This is a genomic window from Pseudomonas saponiphila (assembly GCF_900105185.1).
Taxonomy (GTDB): Bacteria; Pseudomonadota; Gammaproteobacteria; order Pseudomonadales; family Pseudomonadaceae; genus Aquipseudomonas; species Aquipseudomonas saponiphila.
Map to the genome: position 1 here is coordinate 3,578,545 of NZ_FNTJ01000001.1, position 23,292 is coordinate 3,601,836.

Annotated in this window: 21 protein-coding genes; 2 read left to right on the top strand and 19 right to left on the bottom strand. The window is 65.2% G+C overall.

Annotation, left to right across the window (positions count from 1 at the left end; all coding sequences use genetic code 11):
- Positions 1-38 precede the first annotated feature (38 nt).
- Entirely contained in the window at positions 39-242 is a 204-nt protein-coding gene (locus tag BLV47_RS16525) for a hypothetical protein (protein WP_016962864.1), read from the bottom strand.
- A complete protein-coding gene (locus tag BLV47_RS16530; RefSeq protein WP_082729236.1) occupies positions 242-712 on the bottom strand; it encodes a hypothetical protein in 471 nt (156 codons plus the stop codon). The genes BLV47_RS16525 and BLV47_RS16530 overlap by 1 nt, the downstream gene beginning before the upstream one ends.
- Before the next feature lie 672 nt (positions 713-1,384).
- Here BLV47_RS16530 and BLV47_RS16535 point away from each other — a divergent pair.
- Positions 1,385-1,615: a hypothetical protein gene (locus tag BLV47_RS16535; protein ID WP_060838906.1), complete on the top strand. Its 231-nt coding sequence runs from the start codon at positions 1,385-1,387 to the stop codon at positions 1,613-1,615.
- Between the two features lie 103 nt (positions 1,616-1,718).
- Here BLV47_RS16535 and BLV47_RS16540 read toward each other — a convergent pair whose 3' ends face one another.
- The 14 genes from BLV47_RS16540 to BLV47_RS16605 all read right to left on the bottom strand — a co-directional run bounded on the left by BLV47_RS16540 (position 1,719) and on the right by BLV47_RS16605 (position 18,555).
- On the bottom strand, positions 1,719-1,937 hold the full coding sequence (locus BLV47_RS16540) for a hypothetical protein (protein ID WP_092315335.1): 219 nt from the start codon (positions 1,935-1,937) through the stop codon (positions 1,719-1,721).
- Positions 1,938-2,055: 118 nt separating this feature from the next.
- On the bottom strand, positions 2,056-3,678 hold the full coding sequence (locus BLV47_RS16545) for a methyl-accepting chemotaxis protein (protein ID WP_092315337.1): 1,623 nt from the start codon (positions 3,676-3,678) through the stop codon (positions 2,056-2,058).
- A 293-nt stretch (positions 3,679-3,971) separates the two neighbouring features.
- Positions 3,972-4,376: a TraR/DksA family transcriptional regulator gene (locus BLV47_RS16550; RefSeq protein ID WP_016962869.1), complete on the bottom strand. Its 405-nt coding sequence runs from the start codon at positions 4,374-4,376 to the stop codon at positions 3,972-3,974.
- A gap of 423 nt (positions 4,377-4,799) precedes the next feature.
- The gene (locus tag BLV47_RS16555) at positions 4,800-5,822 is read right to left on the bottom strand and encodes an ABC transporter permease (RefSeq protein WP_060843343.1); all 1,023 of its coding nucleotides are present in this window, start codon (positions 5,820-5,822) and stop codon (positions 4,800-4,802) included.
- A 70-nt stretch (positions 5,823-5,892) separates the two neighbouring features.
- The gene (locus BLV47_RS16560; protein WP_092315339.1) at positions 5,893-7,458 is read right to left on the bottom strand and encodes a sugar ABC transporter ATP-binding protein; all 1,566 of its coding nucleotides are present in this window, start codon (positions 7,456-7,458) and stop codon (positions 5,893-5,895) included.
- Between the two features lie 84 nt (positions 7,459-7,542).
- Positions 7,543-8,469 carry a sugar ABC transporter substrate-binding protein gene (locus tag BLV47_RS16565; protein WP_092315341.1) on the bottom strand — a complete coding sequence of 309 codons (927 nt, stop codon included), beginning with the start codon at positions 8,467-8,469 and terminating at the stop codon, positions 7,543-7,545.
- Positions 8,470-8,522: 53 nt separating this feature from the next.
- The gene (locus BLV47_RS16570) at positions 8,523-8,714 is read right to left on the bottom strand and encodes a hypothetical protein (RefSeq protein WP_092315343.1); all 192 of its coding nucleotides are present in this window, start codon (positions 8,712-8,714) and stop codon (positions 8,523-8,525) included.
- 530 nt (positions 8,715-9,244) lie between these two features.
- On the bottom strand, positions 9,245-10,255 hold the full coding sequence (gene iolG / locus BLV47_RS16575; protein ID WP_092315345.1) for a bifunctional inositol 2-dehydrogenase/D-chiro-inositol 1-dehydrogenase: 1,011 nt from the start codon (positions 10,253-10,255) through the stop codon (positions 9,245-9,247).
- A 34-nt stretch (positions 10,256-10,289) separates the two neighbouring features.
- Positions 10,290-12,227, bottom strand: coding sequence for a 3D-(3,5/4)-trihydroxycyclohexane-1,2-dione acylhydrolase (decyclizing) (iolD, locus tag BLV47_RS16580; RefSeq protein WP_092315347.1), 1,938 nt, complete (start codon positions 12,225-12,227; stop codon positions 10,290-10,292).
- A gap of 144 nt (positions 12,228-12,371) precedes the next feature.
- Positions 12,372-13,193, bottom strand: coding sequence for a TIM barrel protein (locus BLV47_RS16585; protein ID WP_092315349.1), 822 nt, complete (start codon positions 13,191-13,193; stop codon positions 12,372-12,374).
- Between the two features lie 36 nt (positions 13,194-13,229).
- On the bottom strand, positions 13,230-14,729 hold the full coding sequence (locus tag BLV47_RS16590; protein ID WP_092315351.1) for a CoA-acylating methylmalonate-semialdehyde dehydrogenase: 1,500 nt from the start codon (positions 14,727-14,729) through the stop codon (positions 13,230-13,232).
- A 43-nt stretch (positions 14,730-14,772) separates the two neighbouring features.
- Complete coding sequence (gene iolB / locus BLV47_RS16595) at positions 14,773-15,579, bottom strand: 5-deoxy-glucuronate isomerase (RefSeq protein WP_092315353.1); 807 nt, start codon at positions 15,577-15,579, stop codon at positions 14,773-14,775.
- Positions 15,576-16,484 carry a myo-inosose-2 dehydratase gene (iolE, locus tag BLV47_RS16600; protein ID WP_092315355.1) on the bottom strand — a complete coding sequence of 303 codons (909 nt, stop codon included), beginning with the start codon at positions 16,482-16,484 and terminating at the stop codon, positions 15,576-15,578. Before iolE ends, iolB begins: the two co-directional genes overlap by 4 nt.
- Before the next feature lie 130 nt (positions 16,485-16,614).
- Complete coding sequence (locus BLV47_RS16605) at positions 16,615-18,555, bottom strand: bifunctional 5-dehydro-2-deoxygluconokinase/5-dehydro-2-deoxyphosphogluconate aldolase (protein ID WP_092315357.1); 1,941 nt, start codon at positions 18,553-18,555, stop codon at positions 16,615-16,617.
- Between the two features lie 310 nt (positions 18,556-18,865).
- On the opposite strand from BLV47_RS16605, the gene BLV47_RS16610 reads away from it, so the two are divergent.
- The gene (locus BLV47_RS16610; protein WP_092315359.1) at positions 18,866-19,786 is read left to right on the top strand and encodes a MurR/RpiR family transcriptional regulator; all 921 of its coding nucleotides are present in this window, start codon (positions 18,866-18,868) and stop codon (positions 19,784-19,786) included.
- Here the strand turns inward: BLV47_RS16610 and BLV47_RS16615 are convergent.
- The 3 genes from BLV47_RS16615 to pdxR form a co-directional block, all read right to left on the bottom strand.
- Entirely contained in the window at positions 19,783-20,655 is an 873-nt protein-coding gene (locus BLV47_RS16615) for a patatin-like phospholipase family protein (protein ID WP_092315361.1), read from the bottom strand. The genes BLV47_RS16610 and BLV47_RS16615 overlap by 4 nt on opposite strands.
- Before the next feature lie 127 nt (positions 20,656-20,782).
- On the bottom strand, positions 20,783-21,703 hold the full coding sequence (locus tag BLV47_RS16620; RefSeq protein ID WP_092315363.1) for a DHH family phosphoesterase: 921 nt from the start codon (positions 21,701-21,703) through the stop codon (positions 20,783-20,785).
- A gap of 82 nt (positions 21,704-21,785) precedes the next feature.
- A complete protein-coding gene (gene pdxR / locus BLV47_RS16625; RefSeq protein WP_092315365.1) occupies positions 21,786-23,267 on the bottom strand; it encodes a MocR-like pyridoxine biosynthesis transcription factor PdxR in 1,482 nt (493 codons plus the stop codon).
- Between the last annotated feature and the right edge of the window lie 25 nt (positions 23,268-23,292).

The window sequence follows — 23,292 nt, forward strand, 5'->3', positions numbered from 1 at the left end:
TGCGTATTTTCCACCGGGAACGATGCCGGAATCGGCCATCAAGGGTCTGCTGGCTCCTGCAAGCGCTGCAACTCGCGGCGCACCATGCTGGCATAGGCCGCCGGACGCAGGTGATACAACTCGCCGGCCACCCAGTTCAGCCAAGCGCCCTGCAAGCGGGGCTTTTCGGCGAACAGGCGCCGGGCCTCTTCGGCGGCGGCCTGCTGATGCTGGCGATGAAATTCGGCGCGGCCCTGGCTCATCACTCGCTGGCCTTGAAACTCACCAGCTCGCCCTTGCGGAATTTGGCGGCCTTGGCGGTGACGGCCTTGAGGGTCTTGGTCAGGCCTTCCTGCAATTGCTCGTTGGCGGCGAAGAGCGTCACCACCGAATGCCCTTCCTTGAAGACGATCCCCTGCCCCAGGGGGCTGCTGACAAAGGCATAGTCGCCCAGGCCGTAGACGGTGAGCTTGATCTCGCGAAAGCGGATCTCCAGCTTGCCGCCTTCCCGGCTGGGCAGCACGGCGGCGCGAAAATGATCGCCGACCTTGAGTTCCAGGCGTGGCTTGTCGTCCACCACCAGCGCCGTCTCGGTATCGATCTCGGCGACGTAGAAGCCTTCAGCGGATTGTTCGGTGATGTAGACAAAACGAGATTGGAACTGCTTGACCAACTTTGCGCGCAAATCACCCAACACGAACAACGCATGCATTTCAAGATTACTTACTGCCAAGGAACACTCCCCGATACTCAAAAGGGTGCCGCCCGTAAAAAAAGGACAGCACAAAAAACCGCCATGACGGCGTGATCACCCCAATCAGTTACCCTAAAAAACACTCAAATGCAGCGAACACTCCAGGCCACGGCATTGACGCCGGCGCTGAGCAACGGGCATTTCGCCGAAGCATCAGGCACAGGTCGAAGTCTGTAGGAGTAGGCTCTGACACCCCGAAAAGTGTGGCGGCGAATTATCTGGGACGGGTACTAAAAACAGGCCGGAAAGCCGGATATACCCCAAGATTGAATCCCCGGATCGGCAGCCACTTCGGGTTGCACAGGCAATTCTAGAGCAACTTTGTGCATTTCGACCATTTAAAGCGAGCAATCCATGGTTGCCCGGACTTTCATTAGTACAAAGACTAATGTTGCACACCAGTCGGTAATCTTGCCCTGAGCCGTCCACGCAGGCCCGGCATTCTAACCAGTAATACTCTGGAGCAGTGATCTGGATCGGCGGATTCAAGCGTCAGAAAGTTCACTTTAGTGCCTCGGAACATTCGCTACCTAAAACCGCAATGACATAACTCAGCCCGTCGCCAGCCAACAGCTGCCATACTCCGCCGCTGGTTGAACAGCCGCGGTACGGGCGTTCAAGCACTCACTCATCTCCAAGGGAAGGCTAGACGTGACCGAACTAGATATTGGCGAGTTTTTCATTCGTGGCGAGTGCAGAGAAGTCGAAGGCGAATTCCAGGCCGTGATTGCCATGCGCGCCAAACCTCCACTGACTCAGATCACCTTCCACCAAGTGGAACGGGACCGCTGGTTCAAGACCTCGGAAGAAGCCCTGGCCGCAGCCAAGGCCTCGGCCAAGGCTCTCAAGCTGGCCATTGACCAGGGCGCCCTGAACGCCTGATACCCCTTCTTCGCTCGAACCCACCCGCCGCCCTCGCCCCACCGGCTGAGGGCGGCGACGGGAGCCCAACGACCAGCCTCGAATCCAGGCGCCCGGCCAGGCTTCAAGCCGAGTACCTGAGCCCCTGGCGCACGCCCTGGACCGTCGCCAGTTGTGCCAGCCACACCTGCCGACACTCCTCGGCCTCGACCCGACTGGCAAACGCGGTGCCACGCTGCTCGCCATTGACCAGCACCACCCAGCACGCCTTGCGCCCCAGGGCCCGCAGCGAAGCGGGAACGCCACTGCCAATCATCACTGCCACATCGACTTTGCTGTGCATGGTGTACCTCGCGGAATTAGTTAGCTCCCTAACGATGTCGAGATACTAATCGCTTCCCGGCCTCTGTAACAGCCCGAATCTGCACAGCAGCATTACCCCGCGAGTAACAATCGGCCCCTCAAGACTTGTGCCGGGGAGCGCTCTGCTCGGGCTTGTAGCCCAGGCGCAGGCCGCCCCAATGCCGCCCCTGAACCATGATCGGCACCGACAGGTCATGCATCAGCTCGCCGGTATCGCGGGTGTAGGTCTGCAGCAACAACGGCTGCTGGTGACTGCCGCAACGGATACCGGTGCGATCGGCGAACTTGCGCTTGCTGCGGTTGTGCAGGTTGTCCACCTGGGGATCACCAGTAAGCGGCTGGGAGAAGATCTTGTTGTGGGTCGGTACGTAGCCTTCCTGGGTGCAGGCGATGGCGAACACCAGGCCGTCGTGGCGCGGCAGCAGGGACTCCTGGATCGCTGGCAGCACCTGGTCGGTGTAGCGGTCGAAACGGGTCTGGTACTTGGGCGGCTGGGTATTGGCGATCAACTGATAGTGGCGGTCGAACAAGTCATCGAGGCTGATGCGGTTCTGCGCCAGGTCGTTCTCGAACTGCTCGGCGATGCGCCGCGCGCCCTCGCGGGCCAGGTCATAGATGCGCTGGTGATAGTCGTCCAGGCCCACCGCCGCCAGACGCTCGCTGATGGTTTCCGCCTGCCCTTCCATCTGCACCGCGGCCTCGGCCAGGCTGCGGGTCTGCTGGTCGCTGACGGCCAGGTCGCTGCGCATCTGCTCCACGGCGTGGAACAGGCTGTCGAGCTGTTCGCGGTTGGTATCGGCGCCCCGGGCGATCTCGCTGACCTGCCCCTCCACCCCGGCCGCCAGGCTCGCAATGTTCTCCAGGTGACGGCCGGTGAGCTCGACCTGCTCGACCCCCAGGTTGAGGTCATCGGACAGCTGGCGGATCTGTTCCACCACGTCGCTGGTGCGCTGCTGGATATCGGCCACCATCACCCCCACCTCGTCGGTGGCCGCGGCGGTGCGCCCGGCCAGCCCACGCACTTCGTCGGCGACCACGGCGAAACCACGCCCGTGCTCCCCGGCCCGGGCCGCCTCGATGGCCGCATTCAGCGCCAGCAGATTGGTCTGGCTGGCGATGGACTGGATCACCAGGGTTACCCGCTGGATCTCTTCGCTGCGCTGGCTCAAAGCTTCGATCAGCTCGCGACTGCCATTGGCGCGCTGGCTCAGGGAGTGCATGCGGCTGATGGACTCGCCCAGCACCGTGCGCCCCTCGGCGCTGCTGGCATGGGCCTCGCTGGCGGCGTCCAGGGCTTGCCGGCTGAGTTGCGAGGTGACCTGTTCAGTCCTGATCATCACCTCGGCATTGCCGACGATGCGCGCCGCCGCGTCGAGCTGGGACTGCAGGCGGTCTGCCAACTGGGTCACCGAATAGGCCACGCCGGCAGCGGACAGCGCATTGTGGGTGGTGCTGTAGGATAGGTCGCGGGTCAGCGCCGACAGCTCATTGTCGGTCGCCACCGGCACCTCGCAGGCCTTGCGCGAGCGCAGCCGGGGTATCCAGATCACCAGCACCGCCAGCGGCAGGCACAGGTACAGCGGCCAGCCGCCCAGGGCCTGACCGGCGAACAGCCCCATCAGCGCCGCGCTCTGCAACGACGGCGACCACCAGCGGGCGGCGGTTTCGGGTGTTGCCAGCGGCTGCGCGGCCGACGCCGCTAGAGATCCATCCCTTGACATCTTTGTCACCCCACATCGTTCTCATTGTTTGCGGCATTAGACGCCTCTAAAAGGCCATTAACCATGGTCCCTTAGTAGGAAGAAGAGTAGCGGCAAGCTACAAGCAGCAAGCGGCATGTGCGAGGCATTATTCAGGGTCTGAAGAGGGGGATGTTGCAGTAGATCAAGGGAAGTGAAGACTGGCGTAGGAGCGCCGGGGACTGGCTCTCGCCCCAGTGCGCAGCGCTGGCACGGCTACGCACTCGGAGGCAAGGATGCACTTGCAGCTTGAAGCTACAAGCTTGCAGCTGCTTTCAAGCCTGACGCTGATGCTTGTCGATCTGCTCGTGGCGTTCTTGGGCTTCGATGCAGTACTTGGTGGTCGGGCTGATCAGCAGGCGCTTGAGGCCGATCGGCTCGCCGCTGTCGTCGCACCAGCCGAAGGTGTCGTCACTGATCCGGCCCAGGGCCTGCTCCAGTTGCGGCAGCATGCGCTGATCGCGATCAATGGCGTTGACCAGCCAGGTGCGCTCTTCTTCGACGGAAGCGGCGTCGGCCGGGTCAGCCGGGGTGTCCAGGCTTTCAATGGCGATCCGGTTCTGTTCGATGCGCTCGTGGGTTTCCACCTTCATGGCTTGCAACAGGTCGCTGAAAAAAGCGTGCTGCTCGGCATTCATGTAGTCATCCGCCGGCATGGCCAGCAACTTTTCCTTGGTCATTGATTTCTCTATAAAAAATACGTGCATTAAGGCGAATTCAAACTGTTTCCGGTTGACCCGTCAGGTCATCAGAAAGGCGCCATACCTTCCAAGCGCCACCCGGCACTCAATTTACGAGGGGCGGCAGTCTAAGGCCGGTTTGAGGGCGCAGCAACTGAAATGACAGCGAATCTGTCCGACAAAGCGCACAAAGCCCGTAATCACGGGCTTTGCTGGCGCTTATCGGAGTACGTTTATAACAAAAAATTCCATAGAGGCGTGCCTGTTAGAAGACAAACGGCAGTACCGGACAGCCAATTCGAGCCTTTTACCCCCTGTTTCACCTCTTGTAGGAGCCGGCTTGCCGGCGAACCGGCCAGCCAGCGTTGCATTCCCTTATGGGCTCCTTTGCGGCCAAGCCAGCGCCGCCGCCAGGCCACTGCCTCAGCGCTTGAGCTTGCGCTTGTTGCGGTACTGGTCGATGACCACCGCCACCACGATGATCAGGCCCTTGATGATGTCCTGGATGTAGGCATCGACGCCGACAAAGGTGAAGCCGCTGGCCATGACCCCGAGGATCAGCGCGCCGATCACCGTGCCGGTAATGCGCCCCACCCCACCGGCCAGGCTGGTGCCACCGATCACCGCGGCGGCGATCGCGTCCAGCTCGTAGGACATGCCCATCCCCGCCTGGCCGGTGGCGGCCCGCGCCGAGGCCACCACCCCGGCCAGCCCCGCCAGCAGCCCGGCGATGCTGTAGACGATCACCAGATGCCGCTTGACGTTGATCCCCGAGGTGCGCGCCGCCTGCATGTTGCCGCCGATGGCGTAGGTGTACTTGCCGTACTTGGTGTAGCGCAGGGCGATGTGGAAGATCACCGCCACCACCAGGAAGATGATCACCGGCATGGCGCCGTGGCCGATGGCGGTGTAGGAATCCGAGAGCATGCTCACCGGCTGGCCTTCGGTGTAGTAGCGGGCCAGGCCACGGGCCGACACCATCATGCCCAGGGTGGCGATAAAGGGCGGAATGCCGGTGATGGCGATGATGCTGCCGTTGATCGCCCCCGCCAGCAGGCCCACCCCCAGCCCGGCCACCACCGGTATCCACACCGGCAGGTCGGTCAGGGACGGAAACACTGCCCGGGCAAAGTCCGAGGTCTGGGCCAGGCTGGCGGCGATCATCGCCGACAGGGCCAGCACCGAGCCCGAGGACAGATCGATACCGGTGGTGATGATCACCTGGGTCACGCCGATGGCCAGCAGACCGATGATCGACACCTGCAAAATCATCAGCACCAGGCGCTGGGAGTTCAGCAGGAAGCTCTGGTCACGAACGATCCAGCCGAACAGCTCGAACACCAGGCCGATGCCGATCAGCACCAAAAAAATACTCAGTTCGGTGGGAAAGCGCCGGCGGGTTCTGGCGGGCGCCACGGCCGGTTTGTTTTCAGACATCACGTTCATAACCACTCACCTTTGTTATCGCCTGACCGGGGCGCCTGAACGCGCCGCCGGTCGCCATCGATTGAAGAATTCAGTGCGCCAGCGACATTCCGGACGCCAGTTGCATCACCCGTTCCTGGGTCGCTTCACTGCGGTCGAGAATGCCCATCAGCTCCCCCTCGTGCATGACCATGACCCGGTCGCTCATGCCCAGGACCTCCGGCAGTTCCGAAGAAATCATGATCACCGCCATGCCCTCGCTGGCGAGGAAGGCGATCAGCCGATAGATCTCGGCCTTGGCTCCGACGTCGATGCCCCGGGTCGGCTCGTCGAGAATCAGGATCCGCGGGTTGGTCATCAACCAGCGCGCCAGCAGGGCCTTCTGCTGATTGCCCCCGGACAGCGTGTCGATGCATTGCTCCAGGGACGGGGTCTTGACCCGCAGCTTCTTGCACATGTCCTCGCACAGGGCGCGCAGGGCCTTCTGCTGGACAAAACCGCCGCCGGCGTAGTGCGGCAGCACCGCCACTTCCATGTTTTCCAGGACCGACAGGCAGGGGAACAGGCCGCTGAGCTTGCGATCCTCGGTCAGCAGCGCAAAGCCCTTCTCGATCGCCCGGTGCGGGTCGCCGATGCGCAGGGGCTGGCCGTCGAGGATGATCTCCCCGGCGTCGCAGGGGGTGATGCCGAACAGGGTTTCGGCGACATTGGTCCGGCCCGAGCCTATCAGCCCGGCGATGCCGAGGATCTCCCCGGCATGCAGGTCGAAGGACACGCCGTCGAACACCCCATCCAGGCGCAGGTCGCGAACCTTTAGCAGCAGCTCGCCGACGGGTTTCTCGCGCTGGGGAAACAGCTGGCTCAGCTCGCGCCCCACCATCATCGAGATCAGGCTGTCGCCGTCCAGGCTGTCGGCCCGTTGCAGGCCGATGTAGGCGCCATCGCGGAACACCGCCACTTCATCGGCGATGGCGAACACTTCGTTCATCTTGTGGGTGATGTAGATGATGCCCTTACCCTGGGCCTTGAGGTCGGCAATGATCGAGAACAGGTGCGCCACCTCCTTGTCGGTGATGGCCGAAGTCGGCTCATCCATGATCAGCACGTCGGAGTCGTAGGACACCGCCTTGGCGATCTCCACCATCTGCCGCTCGGCGATGCTCAGGTTGCCCACCCGCTCCTCGGGATCGAGGTCGATGCGCAGGCGCTCCAGCAACTGCGCGGTGCAGCGGTGCATGGCGCGGTGATCGATCAGGCGCAGGCCGTTGAGCTGTTCGCGGCCGATCCAGATGTTCTCGGCGATGCTCATGTGCGGCATCAGGTTGAGTTCCTGGTGGATCATGGCGATGCCCGATTGCAGGGCCGCCAGGGGTGTGTCGAAGACCACCGGCCGGCCCTTGAGGCGCAGTTCACCGGCATCCGGCTGATAGATGCCGGCGATGATCTTCATCAGGGTCGACTTGCCGGCGCCGTTCTCGCCCATCAGCGCCAGCACCGTTCCCGGGCGTACCCGCAGCTGGACATCGGACAGGGCCACCACACCGGGAAAGCCCTTGCTGACGTTGATCACCTCCAGCAGATAAGGCTCTTCGGTCGCCGGAGCGGCAGGCTGGACGGCAGCCAGCGGGGTGCTTGAGGCAGTCGCGCAAGAGAACATGATCAGCTACTCCATCGGCAGGGCCGCCCGGGGCCGCCCGCCACTTATTGTTGTTATGCAACCGCCCTGGCCCGAGGCGCGGCGTTACTTGAACTGGTCGACGTTTTGCGGGGTGATCAGGCGATAGGGAATCCACACGGCCGGCTCCACCGGCTCGCGCTTGATCATCTTCACCGCCGTATCGATGGAGCCGTCCGCCTGGCCCTTGGCATCCTGGAACACCGAGATCGCCAGGTCGCCCTTCTGCACCGCGCGCAGGCCATCGGGGGTGCCGTCGACACCGGCGATCAGCACACTGCCCTTCTCGACCCCGGCCTGCTTCAGCGCCATGGCGGCACCAATGGCCATCTCATCGTTGTTGGCCACCACCGCATCGAACTTGCGGCCCTGGGTCAGCCAGTCGTTGACCAGGGTCATGCCCTTGTCCCGCAGCCAGACCCCGGTCTGTTCCTGCTCGACCTTGATCCCCGGGTACTGCTTGAGCACTTCCTTGACGCCCTTGGTGCGGTTGGCGGTGGAGTTGTTCGCCAGATCGCCCAGCAGGATCACGATGTCGCCCTTGCCGGCCATTTTTTCCGCCAGGTACTGCATCTGCATCTTCCCGGCCTCCAGGTCGTCGGAGGCCACGGTGACCACGCCCTTGGGCAGGTTCAGGTCATCCGGACGCCGGTTGACATACACCAGGGGGATGCCGGCCTTGACCGCGGCCTCGGTGATTTTCCGGGTGGCCGCGGTGTCCACCGGGTTGACCACGATGGCGTCGACTTTCTGGCTGATGAAGTTCTCGACCTGGCTCAATTGCTTGACCACGTCGCTGCGCGCGTCCTCGAACTGCAGCTTGACGCCATCGGGCAGGGACTTGGCTTTCTGGTCCATCGACTCGCGCAGGTAGGTCAGCCAAGTGTCATCGAACTGCGACATGCTCACGCCGATCTTGACGTCGGCCAGCACCGCCCCGCTGGTCAGCAGCAGCGACAGCGCGAGCGAGGCAAAACGGATCTTGGTGTTCATAACAGGTCTTTCTCCACGTTCTTGTAGGTTTTATGGATAAAGCGCAGAACGACTCAGAGCGGCAGATGCACCACCGGCGCGCCAGGAACGCAGCACAGCAGCGCACCGTTGCGCTCTACAGAGAGAAAGCCGAGGCAGGTCAGGAGGATGGCGGAGCGGCAGGCCCGGGGAGTCACAGCGGCCGGCGCCGAGGCTGGGCGCAACAGTGAAACGACAGCGAGGACAGCGGATTTGAAGGTTTTCATCGACGGTACCTGTTTTGTTTTTGTGGGTCGGTGCAAGCCGCGCTCAAAACCTGCCTGAGGGGTGTGCAACCTAGCTAGTCGGCAACCTGGAAATGACTTTATTGGAAAATAATTTCTATATCAACTCATTTTAGAATTTTATTCTAAATCGATTTTCCTCCTTGAAAATCGCTGCCGCGCGACGGCTGCAGGCCCAAGACCTGTGCTTAACGCAAGACCCCCTTCGCCGGCAAGCCGGCTCCTACCACGACAATCATCACACCGCCCCCTGTAGGAGCTGGCTTGCCAGCGAAAGCGCCCCCCAGCCCTGCGCCAACTCCAAGGGCCCCTTCGCCGGCAAGCCGGCTCCTACCACAGCAATCATCACACCGCCCCCCGTAGGAGCTGGCTTGCCAGCGAAAGCGCCCCCCAGCCCTGCGCCAACTCCAAGGCCCCCTTCGCCGGCAAGCCGGCTCCTACCACGGCAATCGTCACACCGCCCCCTGTAGGAGCTGGCTTGCCAGCGAAAGCGCTCTGCAAGGCTTCCTGGATCAGGCGTAAAAGCCGGGCCGCTGGGGCAGCTCGATCCTGACGATCTGGCCGCTGTTCTGCGCTTCGATACAGGCGTCGGCCGCCACCGCGGCGGCAAAGCCGTCCCAGGCCGAAGGCCCGCCCACCTGGCCGGCGCGCACGCCGTCGATAAAGGCCTGCAGCTCGACGTCATAGGCGGCGATAAAACGCTCTTTCCAGTCCATCAGGATGGCGTTGGACAGCTTGGCCTCGCTACGCAACTGCACCTGGGACGGCTCCGGCAATCTGGCGATGCCGCTCTCCCCCACCACTTCGCACTGAATGTCGTAGCCGTACTGGCAGTTGACGAACACTTCGACGTCGATCCGCGTGCCCCTGGCGGTTTCCAGCAGCACGATCTGCGGGTCGCGCAAATGGGCCAGGGCCTTGCTGGTCTTGCGCGGGAACAGCACCTGCACCGACACATAGTCGTCGGCCAGCAGCCAGCGCAGCACGTCCAGTTCATGGATCAGGGTGTCGGTGATGGCCATGTCGGTCTTGTAGTTCTCCCCCACCCGCGGGTTGCGGTGGGCGCAGTGCAGCATCAGCGGCTCGCCGATCCGGCCACTGTCGATCACCGCCTTCAGGGCCTGGTAGCCGGCATCGTAGGGGCGCATGAAGCCCACTTGCACCAGGCGCTTGCCGTGGGCGATTTCCGCTTCGACGATGCGCCGGCAGCCGGCGGCGGTCACCGCCAGGGGCTTTTCACAGAACACCGGCTTGCCCGCGGCAATTGCCGCCAGCACGAACTCCTCGTGGCTCGGGCCCCAGGAGGTGACCAGCACGGCCTCGACCTCAGCCGCCTGGATCAGCGCGCGGCCGTCCGGGTAGACCTCGGCGCCGAGCCCGAGGTCGCCAACCACCTTGGCCGCCGACTCAAGGTTGATGTCGGTGACCGCCACCACCTGGCTGCCCAGCAGGGCCTGGCTGCAACGACGGATATGATCCTGGCCGATGGCCCCGGTCCCGATAACGCCAAGTTTCAAAGACATGCAGATACTCCTGTGGTTGTTCGTTGCACAGCGATCAGTACTGCCGGGCCTGGGCCAGGCGTTCATTCAGGGTCTTGGCCGCCGCATCGGTGCGCGCGCTGGTGGACACCTGGGCCACGCCCACCCGCCACCAGGACAGGTAGCCGTGGATCATGGTCTTGGGCAGGACCTTGATGTCGATCAGGGTCGAGACCGTTTGGGTCCGGGCATCGGCCAGGGCCGCCAGCAACTGCTCCTCGTTGCTGACCTTGTAGGTCTTGCAGCCGTAGGCCGCGGCGCTCATGGCGAAGTCCACCGGCACAAAGCCGCCGTCGAGCTTGCCGCTCTCGGGGTTGCGGTAGCGGAACTCGGTGCCGAAGCTGTCCATGCCGTGGCCCATCTGCAGGTTGTTGATGCAGCCGAAGGTCATGTTGTCCAGCAGCACCACGTTGATCTTGCGCCGCTCCTGGATCGAGGTGACCAGCTCCGAATGCAGCATCAGGTAGGAACCGTCGCCCACCAGGGCGTACACCTCGCGATCCGGCTCGGCGAGCTTGACCCCCAGGGCCGCGTTGACCTCGTAGCCCATGCACGAATAGCCGTATTCCACGTGGTAGCTGTTGACCTCCCTGCTGCGCCAGCTGCGCTGCAGGTCGCCGGGCAGGCTGCCAGCGGCGGCGACGATGATGCCGTCCGCGGGCAGCGCCTGGTTGAGCAGCCCGAGCACCCGACTCTGGGTCAGGCAGGAGCCGGTCAGCTCGATGAATTCGCGCAGCACCGCCGGATCCAGGTGGTCGTTGATTTCCGGCACGAAGTCCTGAGCCTGGTATTGCAACTGATAGAGCCGGTCGACCTCGGCGTCCAACTGCGCCTTGGCCGCGCTGATCTGTCCGCCCCAGGCCGCCCGGTAACCGCTGCGGCCCAGGGTTTCACCCAGGACCTGCAAGCCGGCCCGGGCATCGGCCAGCAGCTGCACGCCGTCCATTTTCAGGGCGTCGCCGGGGCAGACATTGAGGTTGAGGAACTCCACCTCCGGGTGCTGGAACAGCCACTTCGACGAGGTGGTGAAATCGCTGTAGCGGGTGCCGACGCCGATGATCAGGTCGGCTTCCCGGGCCAGCAGGTTGGCCGCCAGGCAGCCGGTTTCGCCGATCCCGCCGACGTTCAATGGGTGCTCGGAGATCACCGCGCTCTTGCCCGCCTGGGTTTCCGCGAAGGGAATGCCGAAGCGTTCGGCAAAGGCCTGCAAGGCCCGGTTGGCCCCGGAGTACTTGACCCCGCCGCCACAGATGATCAACGGCTTGCGCTTGCCCTCGAACAGCGCCAGGGCATCGCCGAGCATGGCCTCGGTGGCCGGGCGGCGGTCGATGCGGTGCACCCGCCGGGCGAGAAAGGTGTCCGGGTAATCGTAGGCTTCGCCCTGCACGTCCTGGGGCAGGGCCAGGGTCACGGCGCCGGTCTGTGCCGGGTCGGTGAGCACGCGCATGGCATGGATCGCCGCGCTCATCAGTTGTTCGGGCCGGTTGATCCGGTCCCAGTATTGGCTCACGGCCTTGAAGGCATCGTTGGTGCTGATGCTCAGGTCATGGAACTGCTCGATCTGCTGCAGCACCGGGTCCGGCTGGCGGCTGGCATAGACGTCCCCCGGCAGCAGCAGCAAGGGAATACGGTTGGCGCTGGCGGTGGCCGCCGCGGTCAGCATGTTGGCCGCGCCGGGCCCCACCGACGAGGTGCAGGCGTAGATCTTGCGCCGCAGGTGCTGCTTGGCGAAACCGATGGCGGCGTGGGCCATGCCCTGCTCGTTGCGGCCCTGGTGCACCAGCAGCTCGCCGCTGTCCTGCTCCAGGGCCTGGCCCAGGCCGAGCACATTGCCGTGGCCGAAAATGGTGAAGACCCCGGCCACGAACTTGCTCTGCACCCCATCCACCTCGACGTATTGGTTATCGAGGAATTTCACCAGGGCCTGGGCCATGGTCAGTCGTGTCGTACTCATGGTTTGCACCTTAATGTTGTTGTGTCGCCAACGGCCCTGCCAACACGCCCGTAGGAGCTGGCTTGCCAGCGAAAGCACCTTGGAGACTTGCGCTCCGCTGTGGTGTCTCTTCGCCGGCGAGCCGGCTCCTACGCGAGGGCGGCGTCAGGCCAGGGATTGTTGCAGGTGGGTCATGCTCGCCCCCAGCGCCTGCCGAATGTCCGCCAGCCCGTGCACGCTCTCGGCAAAGGGTTCGAACGACAGGTAGCCGCGGTAGCCGCCGCTGCGCAAGGCATCGATCTGCTGCGCATTGCCAAGGATGTCCGCCTCGCCCACCAGCACCCGGTGGCCGTCGCGAATGCTGTCGAGCGGCGCCTGGCGATCCTCGACACCGGAGATGTGCACCAGCCCGGTCAGCTCGGGGAAGAACTCATCCTCCCCGGCCAAGTGGTGGTGGAAGGTGTCGTGCACCAGGCGCAACACATCCAGGCCGCCAATGGCACGAATCGCCGCCACCGCCGTGCGCTTGTGGCGCAGCGCGCACTGCACAAAGCCCAGGGGCTCGATCAACCCCAGCAGGCCGTGCTCGCGAAGGATCGGCGCCAGTTCGCCCAGGGCCGTGCGCAAACCGCTGCTGCGCTGGGCCTCGCTGCGCAGGTCGGCAGGGTCATGGAGCGGGCACAGCACCAGCCCCTCGGCGCCGCAGGCACGGGCATAGGCGGCCAGCTTCAGGGCCTGCCGGCGTCGCTCGTCGTTCCACACATCGAAGGGGTACAGGGCGTTGATCGACAACACCTTGAGCCCTTCGGCCGCGCACAACTGGCGGACCCGCTCGGGCGGCGTGCCGTCCTCGATCTCCACGCCCGCAAGGTCATTGCGCAGCTCAATGGCATCGACCTTCAGCGCGTGCGCCAGGTCGATGAACTCCGGTAATGACAAACCCGGTGCAACCATACGATTCAAGGCGAAGCGCAGGGGTTGGCTCATGCTTGTGGTTCTCCAAAATCCATCCCGTCGAGACCGTTACTTGGCGGTCGGCATGCTGAATTCCGGCCCCTTGGCGATGCTCTCGGGCCAGCGCTGCATCACGCTCTTGTAGCGGCTGTAGAAACGCAGGCCCTCCTCGCCGTAGGCATGGTGGTCGCCGAACAGCGAACGTTTCCAGCCACCGAAGGAATGCCAGGCCATGGGCACCGGAATCGGCACGTTGATGCCCACCATGCCGACCTTGATGCTGCGGGCAAAGGCCCGGGCCACGCCGCCGTCGCGGGTGAAGCAGGACACGCCGTTGCCGAACTCGTGGGCGTTGATCAGCGCCACCGCGCTGGCAAAGTCGGGCACCCGCACGATACCCAGCACCGGCCCGAAGATTTCCTCCCGGTAGATGCTCATCTCGGGGGTGACCTGATCGAACAGCGTGGCGCCGACAAAAAAGCCCTGCTCCGCCCCCGGCACCTTGAAGCCGCGTCCGTCCACCAGCAACTGCGCGCCCTGGGCCACGCCCTGGCCGATAAAGCCTTCAACCCGGGCCTGGTGCTCGGCGGTCACCAGCGGCCCCATGTCGCTGTCGCCCTCCAGGCCGTTGCCGACCTTGAGCCGGTCGATGCGCGGCAGCAGCCTGGCGATCAATTCATCGGCCACCTCGCCCACGGCCACGGCGATGGAAATCGCCATGCAGCGTTCGCCGGCCGAGCCGTAGGCCGCGCCGATCAGCGCATCGGCGGCCTGCTCCAGGTCGGCGTCGGGCATCACGATCATGTGGTTCTTGGCCCCGCCCAGGGCCTGCACGCGCTTGCCCCGGGCGCTGGCCTGCTGGTGGATGTACTGGGCGATCGGCGTCGAACCGACAAAGGAAATCGCCTCGATGTGCGGGTGCTGGAGCAAGCCGTCGACCGCGCTCTTGTCGCCCTGGACCACGTTGAACACACCCTTGGGCAAGCCGGCTTCAGTCAGCAGGCGCGCCAGTAGCAGGCTGGCGGACGGGTCGCGCTCGGACGGCTTGAGGATGAAGCAGTTACCGGCAATCAGGGCGATGGGGATCATCCACAGCGGCACCATCACCGGGAAGTTGAACGGCGTGACCCCGGCGCACACCCCCAGGGGCTGGCGCAGGTTCCAGTTATCGATGCCGCCGCCGATGTTGTCGCTGAAATCGGTTTTCAGCAGGCTCGGCGCGCCGCAGGCGTACTCGACGATCTCGATGCCACGGGTCACCTCGCCCATGGCGTCGGCCAGCACCTTGCCATGCTCGCGGGTGATGATCTGCGCCAGCTCCGCGTGGTGCCGGTCCAGCAGTTCCTTGAACTTGAACATCACCCGCGCGCGGCGCAGGGCGGACTGTTCGGACCAGCCCGGGAAAGCCTTCAGCGCCGAGGCCACGGCCTCGTCCACGGTCTTTTGGCCGGCCAGCGCCACGCGAGCCTGGACCGCACCCGTGGCCGGGTTGAACACCGGGCTGAAACGCTCGCCGGCGTCCTGCGCCTGGCCGCCGATGTAATGACCTATTACCGGGGTGTCGCTCATTGTTCTTGTTCTCCGTAAAGGGTTGCCACCTGGGTTCGGCGCTTCAGAGATCCAGCAGCCAGCTGTGCTGCGGGTCGTTATGGAACTGCCAGACCCGCTTGGGCCCGGCCATGACGTTCAAGTAATAGGACTCATAGCCGTAAGGCACGCTGACCGGGTGATAGCCCTTGGGCACCACCACCAGGTCGCTGTTCTCCACGGCCATGGCCTGGTCGATGCTGCGGTCGTCGGTGTAGACCCGCTGGAAGACGAAGCCCTGGGGCGGATGGACCTGGTGGAAATAGGTTTCCTCCAGAAAGCTCTGGTGCGGCAGGTCATCGGTGTCGTGCTTGTGTGGCGGGTAGCTGGAGGAATGCCCGGACGGCGTGCGCACCTCCACCACCAGCAGCGAATGGGCCGGCTCGCTGTCGGGCAGGATGTCGCAGACATAACGGGTATTGGCGCCCTTGCCGCGCACGCTGCGCTTGCACTGTTCCGGGCGGATCAGCCGCGGGCCGGGACCGCCCTCAAGGGCGCCCGGGGCGGCGCAGACCGCGATCTGCACGTCGCTCAAGGCGCTGACCCGGGCCTGGCTGCCCGGCGGCAGATAGACGGCAAAGGGCGCTTTGTCCTCGAACACCGATTGCCGGTCCCCCAGGTTGTTCCACTGCAAGGCACCCTGGGGTGCTTGGCCTTGCACATCGATGCGGCCGCTGAGCAGCACCAGGCACAACTCCTGGTCGCCGGCGCTGACCGGCAGGCTGTCTCCCAGGCTCAGGCGGTAGGCACTGAAGCCCACGTATTCCAGGGCGCCCTCTGGCAATTGGACCAGGGTCCGGCCCTGAGCAGCGCTTTTGATCAACAGGCTCATTGGGCAGTGCTCCGGCGTTGCACAGCGGCGTCCAGCAGTGCCCGCAAGGTGTCGTAGCCTTTTTTCGCGTAGACGTAGCTCGGCGCCACGGCCGGGTCCTGCTCGGCTTCCACCACCAGCCAGCCCTGGTAGCCCACGTCCAGCAGCACGTCGAGCAAGGCGGCAAAGTCGAGGTCGCCATCGCCGGGCACGGTGAAGGTGCCGTTGACGATGCAGTCCGGAAAGCTCCACAAGTTGTTGCGCGCCAGTTGCACCACCGGCTTGCGCACATCCTTGAAATGCACGTGGCAGACCCGGTGCACATGCTTGCGCAGCACCTCCAGGGGTTCGCCACCGCCCATGTAGCAGTGGCCCGAATCGAACAGCAGGCCGACTTCCTCGCCGCTCAGGCCCATCAGTTGGTCGATGTCCGCCGGGGATTCGACGTAGGCGCCCATGTGGTGGTGGTAGGCCAGGCGCACGCCCTGGGACAGGGTGAAACGTGCCAGCTCAGTGAGCTTGTCGGCATAGTCCTGCCAGGCCTGGGCACGATGGAACCGCGGCCGCTCGACCAGCCGCACCGGCGAGCCCTGGATCGAGTCGGCCACTTCGCCGTACACCAGCACCGAGGCGCCATTGTGCTTGAGCAGCTCGACATGGCTGGCGATGGCGTCGATTTCCTCGGCCGCCGAACGCTGGGCCAGGCGCCCGGAGTACCAGCCCGACACCAGCGCCAGGTCATAGGGGCGCAACACCGCCGCCACGCCCTGGGCGTCCTTGGGGAATTTGCCGTTGAGTTCAAAACCTTCATAACCGATGTCCCGGCCTTCACTGAGGGCGGTGTCCAGGGGCGTTTCACCACCCAGGGCCGGCAGGTCGTCGTTGCTCCAGGAGATCGGGTTGATGCCAATTCGGATCGCGGGCATGGCTGCACCTTTTGTTGTTATTCATGAAAGCGTGGAGAACGGCCTCGCACTCGTAGGAGCTGGCTTGCCAGCGAAGGCGCCGGCGAGCCTGGCACCAGGCTCAAGACCCTCTTCGCCGGCCAGCCGGCGCCTACTGGGGGCGGGCGCTGCGCCAGGCGTTGATCAGTTGTTCGAAGGTGCCCTGCACCTGCCGGATCAGGGTTTCGTCGTCGATCTCCCGCGCCAGCCACGCTCGGCTGGGTTCCTGGAAAATCGTGCGGCCCACGGCAAACCCCCGACAGGTGCGGCTGTCCGCCGCTTGGCGGAAGCCTTCGGCGAGGGCTTCGGCCGAGGCATTCAGGCCCAGCAGCACCACGCCACGGCAATACGGGTCGCGCTCCTGGATCAGCTCGTCGAGCTTTTTCCATTCCTCGGCCGACTGCGCCTCGATCTTCCACCACGCGGGGTAGATGCCCAGGTTGTACAGGCGCTTGAGGCTACGGTAGAGCACCTCGGGATGGGCCCCGGGCAGGTCCTTGGGCGGGATGATTTCCAGCAGCAGTTCATGTCCGCTGGCCTGGGACGCCTGGTACAGGCCACGGATCTGCGCTTCCTGCTCCAGGCGCAGCAGGGGTTCGTCGTCCGGGTGGAATTGCACCAGGCATTTGATGATCTGCTCCTGGGGCCAGGCGATCAGGTTGCTGCCCACCGAGCGCCCGTGCTCGAAGGCCAGGGGCCGCGAGCCCTGGACCTCCACCGGCCGCGCCACCCACCAGCCGCGCCCGGTGGCGGCATTCAGCGCCTCCTGGCCGAAGCGCTGGTCGGCCAGCAGGCCGACATCGGCCTCGATGCCCCGGCGCCGCAGGTCGGCTTCGACCCGCTCCACCGCTTCGATGAAGAGTTGCTTGAGCTGACCGATGGCCTTGAGCTCGCGACCGCTGTGCTGCGCCAGTTCCACCAGTTGCCCACGGTGGTCGAAAGCGAAGACGAACAGTGGCTTCCAGGCCTTGCGCGGCACGCTGACCTGATGCAGGCGCTGCAGGACCGGGTCCTGATCGGGACGGGTGATGGGCACCGGGCTGCTGAACAGGTAGTCCAGTTCGGCCCGGGTCGGCATCGCCGGGGCGCAGGCATGGCGCGACACCACCAGCCCGCCGCAAGCGTTGGCCAGCTGGCAGCAGCGCTCGTCGCTGGCCTCTTCCAGCCAGCAACTGAGGAAGCCGGACATGAAGGCATCGCCGGCGCCCAGCACGTTGAGCACTTCCACGCGCACCCCGGGGTGGATCGCCGCGTCTTCCAGGCGCGGGGGAATCGCCCCGTGAATCACCGTGCAACCCTGCGGGCCGAGCTTGACCACCAGGGTCGCGGCGCTCAGGGCGCGCACGGTGCGCAGGGCCGTCAGCAGGTCGTCGCTGCCACCGGCAATCAGGAACTCCTCCTCGGTGCCGACGATCAGCTCGAAACGCCCCAGGATGCCCTGCACATGCTGGCTGACCTGCTGGTCGGCAACGAACCGCGTCTCGCCGTCGGCCTTGCCCGCCAGGCCCCAGAGCACCGGCCGGTAGTCAATGTCCAGGACCCGCTTGACCCCGTGCTTTTCGGCGTAGTCCAGGGCCTGCAGGCTGGCCCGGTAGACGCCGTCGGTGGAGAAATGGGTGCCGGTGATCAATAGCGCCTTGCTGGAGGCAATGAAGGCTTCGTCGATGTCGGCGGCGCACAGCGCCATGTCCGCGCAGTTCTCGCGGTAGAACACCAGGGGGAAGGTTTCGCGGTCCTTGAGGCCCAGCAGGACCAGGGCGGTGAGGCGCTGCGGATCGACCTTGACGGCGCTGACGTCGCAGCCTTCGCGCTCCAGCGATTCCAGCAGGAAGCGCCCCATGTGATCGTCGCCGACCCGGCTCAGCATCGCCGACTTGAGGCCCAGGCGCGCGGTGCCGAAGGCGATGTTCGCCGACGAGCCGCCCAGGTACTTGGCAAAGCTGGCGACGTCTTCCAGCCGCGCCCCGACCTGCTGCGCATAGAGGTCGACGCCCAGGCGTCCGAGGCAAATCAGATCCAATTGACGCCCACTGGCAAAACGAGTCTGGCCCATGCTGGCTCCTGTTATTTTTATCAGCCTGCGCTCGCCGCCGTTACCGGCCGCCGAGCACTCTTGGTGGATGCAGACTAAAACGTCTCCGGGCCTCAATCAATATTTTTTCTATATATTTTTTACATGGAATATATTTTCCATTAAACTTTTTCAAGCCTGAGCCAGACGCCCTGCATCGTTTCAGCAAAGCCCCGGCCGGCACCGGCCCGAAGATTTTATCGGGCCCCACCCTGTAGACTGCCGGCAGCCCACCTATTGTCAGGGGACGGCTCCCCAGCCAGCCCATCAGTACACGCCAGAAGGATTTTCTATGTCCCGCACCGATCAGCCGGCCCTGGCCGAGAGCACGCCCGAGAGCGACCTCGTCAGCCCCCCGATCAATGCCGAGCGCCTGCTGCAACTGATCACCGAGGAATACGAGAGCCTGCCCCGCCAGCTCAAGCGCATTGCCAGCTACATGAGCCAGCAGAGCGACCGGATCATGGTCGACCGCATCAGCGACATCGCCCGGGAATGCGAGGTCCATCCTTCGGCCATCGTGCGCTTTTCCCAGCGTTTCGGCTTCAGCGGCTTCAGTGAAATGCAGGCGCTGTTTCGCGAGGCCTACACCCACAAGGCCATGCCGGTGCAGAACTACCAGCAGCGCATCCGCAGCATGATCGCCAACAAGTCGCAGAAGGCCAGCGGCGGCGATCTGGCTCGGGAATGCATCAACGCCACGCTCTCGGGAATCGAGCGCCTGGGCCTGGAGCTGGACGACGCGGCCTTCGAGCAGGCCGTGGAACTGGTGGTCAATGCCGACAACATCTACGTGGTGGGGGTGCGCCGCTCCTTCGCCGTGGCCGACTACCTGGTGTACAACCTGCAGCACACCAACAAGCGCATTCACCTGGTGTCGGGCCTGGGCGGCAGCTACCGCGAGCAGATGCGCAGCATCCGCCCCAACGACCTGGTGATCGCCATCAGCTTCACCCCCTACGCCAAGGAAACCCAGCACTGCCTGCGCATTGCCCAGCACAACCAGGCCCAGACCCTGATCATCACCGACAGCACCCTGTCGCCCCTGGCCAAGCGCGCCAACAGCGTGCTGCTGGTCAACGAAGGCAGCTCGTTCGCCTTCCGCTCACTGAGCGCCACCCTGTGCCTGTGCCAGGCGCTGTTCATCGCCGTGGCCTATCGCCTGGAACTGAAGATGGACGAGATTCACGAACAGGCCGGCTTCGACGACTAACCCGGAGCCGGCCCATGGCTGTGGGCCTGCAGGGCATCGGGCACGCCCCGGCGTTGCAGGCCACCCTGCTCGACCCAGTCCAGGGTCTGGCGGTACGCCCGCTGCAGCAGCGCTTCGGTCTGGTTGAAGTCGAACACCGATACCCCCAGCGGGCACAGCGGGTCGACCACATGGATCGCCACCCGCGGCGCATAGAGTTCGATGTCGCGCACCAGCTGGCGCATGCTCAACAGGTTCAAGGTGTGCAGGGCCAGGGCTAGCATCCCCGCCGGCGGCGCCGGGCAGGCGCAGCCGAAACCGGTGGGCAGGACAATCACCCGAGTGGCCCCCAGGCCCACCGCGGCGGCAATCGGCGTATTGCTCGCGACCCCGCCATCCACCAGCAGCTTGTCGCCGATGCGCACCCAGGGAAACACCAGGGGAATCGCCGCGCTGGCCAGCAGCGCCTGCTCGGTGTCGCCACTGGACAGCACTTCCTGGGCCCCCGTCAGCAGGTTGGTGGTGACGATATGCAGCGGCAATCGACTGTCTTCGATAAGCGCCACCGGCAACGCCCGACGCACCAGCCGGGACAGGGCCGTGGACGGCAGCAGGCAGCCGCGATGGCGTAGCAGGCCCATCAGACTGTCGAGCCAGGAAAACGGAAACACATCGCCCTTGCGCAAGCCACGCCAAAAATCCGCCAGCTCGGCCACGCCCCGGGCATCGGGCCGCGCGGCGAAGTAGGCGCCATTGATGGCGCCCACCGAGGCCCCCACCACCAGATCGAACTCCAGCCCCCGCTCCACCAGGGCTTGCAGCATGCCGACCTGGACCGCCCCGAGGCTGCCGCCTCCGGAAAGCACCAGCGCGGTTTTTTCCTGACTCATGGCCGACCTCCCGCGCCGTTGTCGGCGCTCCAGAAGCTCAGCATAGCCACCCGTCAACCAGCGGCAGCAACCGCACCAGCGGCTCTACTCGTAGATCTTGCCAAGGTTCATGGCCTTCTCCGTTGATTCAGGGCACCGCCTGCAAAGCCAGGCCCTTGCGCAGCAGCTCCTTGCGCAGGATCGGCCGAGCCAGGCAATGCACGCCGTCCCGGGCGCTGCACTCTAGCAGCCGCTCAAGCTTGCGGGCACTGCCCGGGCTACCGGTCAGCAGGTAGCTTTTGCCCTCGCTGAGGCTGATCAGGTTCAGCAGCCAGTCATCGCCCCACTGCCCCAGCACCTGCTCGATCAGGTGGCGCTGGCGCGCCAGCAGGCCCTCGCCCTGCCACAGCGTCAACTGGGCAAAGCGCCGCGGCAGGTTGCTGGACGCTTCGAGCACCTTCAAATCCTTGAGCAGGGCCTGGGGCAACTGCGCTTCGATCTGCTGCTGGCACTGCTGGAAATACGCCTCGGGCCACTGCGGCCCCAGGCCAGCATGGGCGGCCAGGGCGGCATAGGCCTGGCGGTCGGCCGTGGTCCAGCTGCGGCCGCTGAAGTTAAGGGTGTTGTCGAGGATGCCCGCCGCCAGCAATTGCGCGCTGTCGTGGCTGATCCGCGGCAGCAGGCCGGAATCGCGCCAGCGCTCATAGACCTGGGTGCAGGCGGCGCCGATCGGACGGATATCCGCGTATTTGCCCAGGCGCTCGTCCCAGAACGCCTCGAACCCCGGGTGATGGTCGATGACTTCGATCACCCGCGCGAGATCCACCAACGGGTCCAGGTGCAGGTGATTGGAAATGTCCACCAGGACGAACTGATCGGCGCCCTCGGGGACGTGGCGGTCCAGGCCCTTGAGGCTGTCCCTGAAGCCTTGGGGAATGCTCTCGTTCAGCGGCGCGCTGCTCAGGGCCCGGGCCGGGCGGCCGCTGAGGTTGAGCAATTCGGCGTAGGCGATGCAGCCGGCGTAGGCGTCGATATCCAGATAGGCCGCGCCGGCGGTGACAATGATCATGACGTCCGTGTAATCCACAAAGGCCCGAGGCCGGGGCGTCGAGGGTGCCCGAGCCACATGACAGGCACATGACAGCCCCGGCTCAGTGCTCTTGCGCTTGGCCTTGCGCTTGCCGCGCCTCGGCCACCAGCAGCGCCGCCAACCGTGATCCGCTGAAACGGATCTGCGCCAGGCTCAGGGCCGCGTAGCCGATGATCACCGCCGCCGGCCGACGCGCCCTCTGGCAATGCTCGGCCAGCCCCTGCAGCAGCAGGCCCTGCTCTGCGGCGCGCTGGCGAAAGCCCGCCTCGTCGCTGCCCGGCGGCAACTCCAGCAGCAGATGCAGCCCGGCCTGCTGGCCACTGATGCGGTAACAGCCGGGCGCCTCCCGAGCGAGAATCGCCAGCAGCAGGTCGCGGCGCTCCTGATAGGCCTGACGCGCCGCCCGCAGGTTGCGCAGGAAGGCGCCGCTGGCGATGTAGTCGGCCAGGGCCAGTTGCTCGATCACCCCGACGGAGCGTCCGGTGCTCTGCAGGGTCGCCAGCAAGCGCGGGCGCAGGGCCTCCGGCAGCAGCATGAAGCCTACCCGCAAGCCGGCGAACAGGGTCTTGTTGAAGCTGCCGCAGTAGATCACCCGGTCGTCCCGGTCCAGGGACTTGAGAGCCGCCAGGGGCGCACCCTGGTAGTTGAATTCGCTGTCGTAGTCGTCCTCCACCACCCAGGCCTGGCTGTGCCGCGCCCAGTCCAGCAGGGCCAGGCGCCGCGACACCGGCAGGGTCATGCCCAGGGGCGCCTGGTGGGCCGGGGTCACGTAGACCATGCGCGCATCGCGGTGCTCTTGCAGGCGCTCGGTGTCGATGCCCTCGTCCTCCAGCGGGATCGGCACCAGGCGCGCCCCGGCCAGGGCGAACAGGTCCCTGGCCGAGAGGTAGCCGGGGTCTTCCAGGCACACCTTGTCACCCGGGCGCAGCAGGCTGCGGGCCAGCAGATCGAGGCCATGGCGGATGCCGGTGGTGATCATCACTTGCCCGGCATGGCAGGCGATGCCCCGGTGCTGCCCCAGGTACTCGGCGATCTGCTGACGCAGCGCCGGCAGGCCGCCGGGGTCGGCATCACACAGCGACTGCGCCGAGGCACTGCCCAGGGCCCGAGTCAACGAGCGGGTCCAGCGCTGCAGGGGAAACAGCGCCGGGTCGGCCAGCCGCGCCACGAACGGCTGGCCAGCGCGCACGCCGAGCGGCGGGCATGACGGTTCAAGGTCAGCGGCGGCGCACGGCGCCGCAGCCGCTGCCGGGGCGCTCAGGTAGAGGTCCGGCACCACCGCGCAGACCCGGGTCCCGGAACCACTGGCACGGCTCACGTAGCCTTCGCTGCGCAGGCGGTCGAAGACCACTTCCAGGGTGCCCCGGGACAGGCCCCAGCGCTGGGCCAGGGTGCGCGTGGAGGGCAAGCGGCAGCCGGCCGGCAGGCGTTTTTCCAGGATCGCCTGGCGCAACGCGCCGTAGGCGCTGTCCTGCTTGCCCAGGGTTTCATCCAGGGACGGCAAGGGCAGGTCGAGGGGCACGGGGTGCTTTCCACGGCTCATAGTGGTCCAGTCGAATGGGCTCTAA

Excerpts from the sequence above, each read along its gene's own strand:
- BLV47_RS16525 (WP_016962864.1), bottom strand. The coding sequence starts at position 242 with ATGAGCCAGGGCCGCGCCGAATTTCATCGCCAGCATCAGCAGGCCGCC.
- BLV47_RS16540 (WP_092315335.1), bottom strand. The coding sequence starts at position 1,937 with ATGCACAGCAAAGTCGATGTGGCAGTGATGATTGGCAGTGGCGTTCCC.
- BLV47_RS16545 (WP_092315337.1), bottom strand. The coding sequence starts at position 3,678 with ATGTCAAGGGATGGATCTCTAGCGGCGTCGGCCGCGCAGCCGCTGGCA.
- BLV47_RS16550 (WP_016962869.1), bottom strand. The coding sequence starts at position 4,376 with ATGACCAAGGAAAAGTTGCTGGCCATGCCGGCGGATGACTACATGAAT.
- BLV47_RS16555 (WP_060843343.1), bottom strand. The coding sequence starts at position 5,822 with ATGAACGTGATGTCTGAAAACAAACCGGCCGTGGCGCCCGCCAGAACC.
- BLV47_RS16560 (WP_092315339.1), bottom strand. The coding sequence starts at position 7,458 with ATGTTCTCTTGCGCGACTGCCTCAAGCACCCCGCTGGCTGCCGTCCAG.
- BLV47_RS16565 (WP_092315341.1), bottom strand. The coding sequence starts at position 8,469 with ATGAACACCAAGATCCGTTTTGCCTCGCTCGCGCTGTCGCTGCTGCTG.
- BLV47_RS16570 (WP_092315343.1), bottom strand. The coding sequence starts at position 8,714 with ATGAAAACCTTCAAATCCGCTGTCCTCGCTGTCGTTTCACTGTTGCGC.
- iolG (WP_092315345.1), bottom strand. The coding sequence starts at position 10,255 with ATGTCTTTGAAACTTGGCGTTATCGGGACCGGGGCCATCGGCCAGGAT.
- iolD (WP_092315347.1), bottom strand. The coding sequence starts at position 12,227 with ATGAGTACGACACGACTGACCATGGCCCAGGCCCTGGTGAAATTCCTC.
- BLV47_RS16585 (WP_092315349.1), bottom strand. The coding sequence starts at position 13,193 with ATGAGCCAACCCCTGCGCTTCGCCTTGAATCGTATGGTTGCACCGGGT.
- BLV47_RS16590 (WP_092315351.1), bottom strand. The coding sequence starts at position 14,729 with ATGAGCGACACCCCGGTAATAGGTCATTACATCGGCGGCCAGGCGCAG.
- iolB (WP_092315353.1), bottom strand. The coding sequence starts at position 15,579 with ATGAGCCTGTTGATCAAAAGCGCTGCTCAGGGCCGGACCCTGGTCCAA.
- iolE (WP_092315355.1), bottom strand. The coding sequence starts at position 16,484 with ATGCCCGCGATCCGAATTGGCATCAACCCGATCTCCTGGAGCAACGAC.
- BLV47_RS16605 (WP_092315357.1), bottom strand. The coding sequence starts at position 18,555 with ATGGGCCAGACTCGTTTTGCCAGTGGGCGTCAATTGGATCTGATTTGC.
- BLV47_RS16610 (WP_092315359.1), top strand. The coding sequence starts at position 18,866 with ATGTCCCGCACCGATCAGCCGGCCCTGGCCGAGAGCACGCCCGAGAGC.
- BLV47_RS16615 (WP_092315361.1), bottom strand. The coding sequence starts at position 20,655 with ATGAGTCAGGAAAAAACCGCGCTGGTGCTTTCCGGAGGCGGCAGCCTC.
- BLV47_RS16620 (WP_092315363.1), bottom strand. The coding sequence starts at position 21,703 with ATGATCATTGTCACCGCCGGCGCGGCCTATCTGGATATCGACGCCTAC.
- pdxR (WP_092315365.1), bottom strand. The coding sequence starts at position 23,267 with ATGAGCCGTGGAAAGCACCCCGTGCCCCTCGACCTGCCCTTGCCGTCC.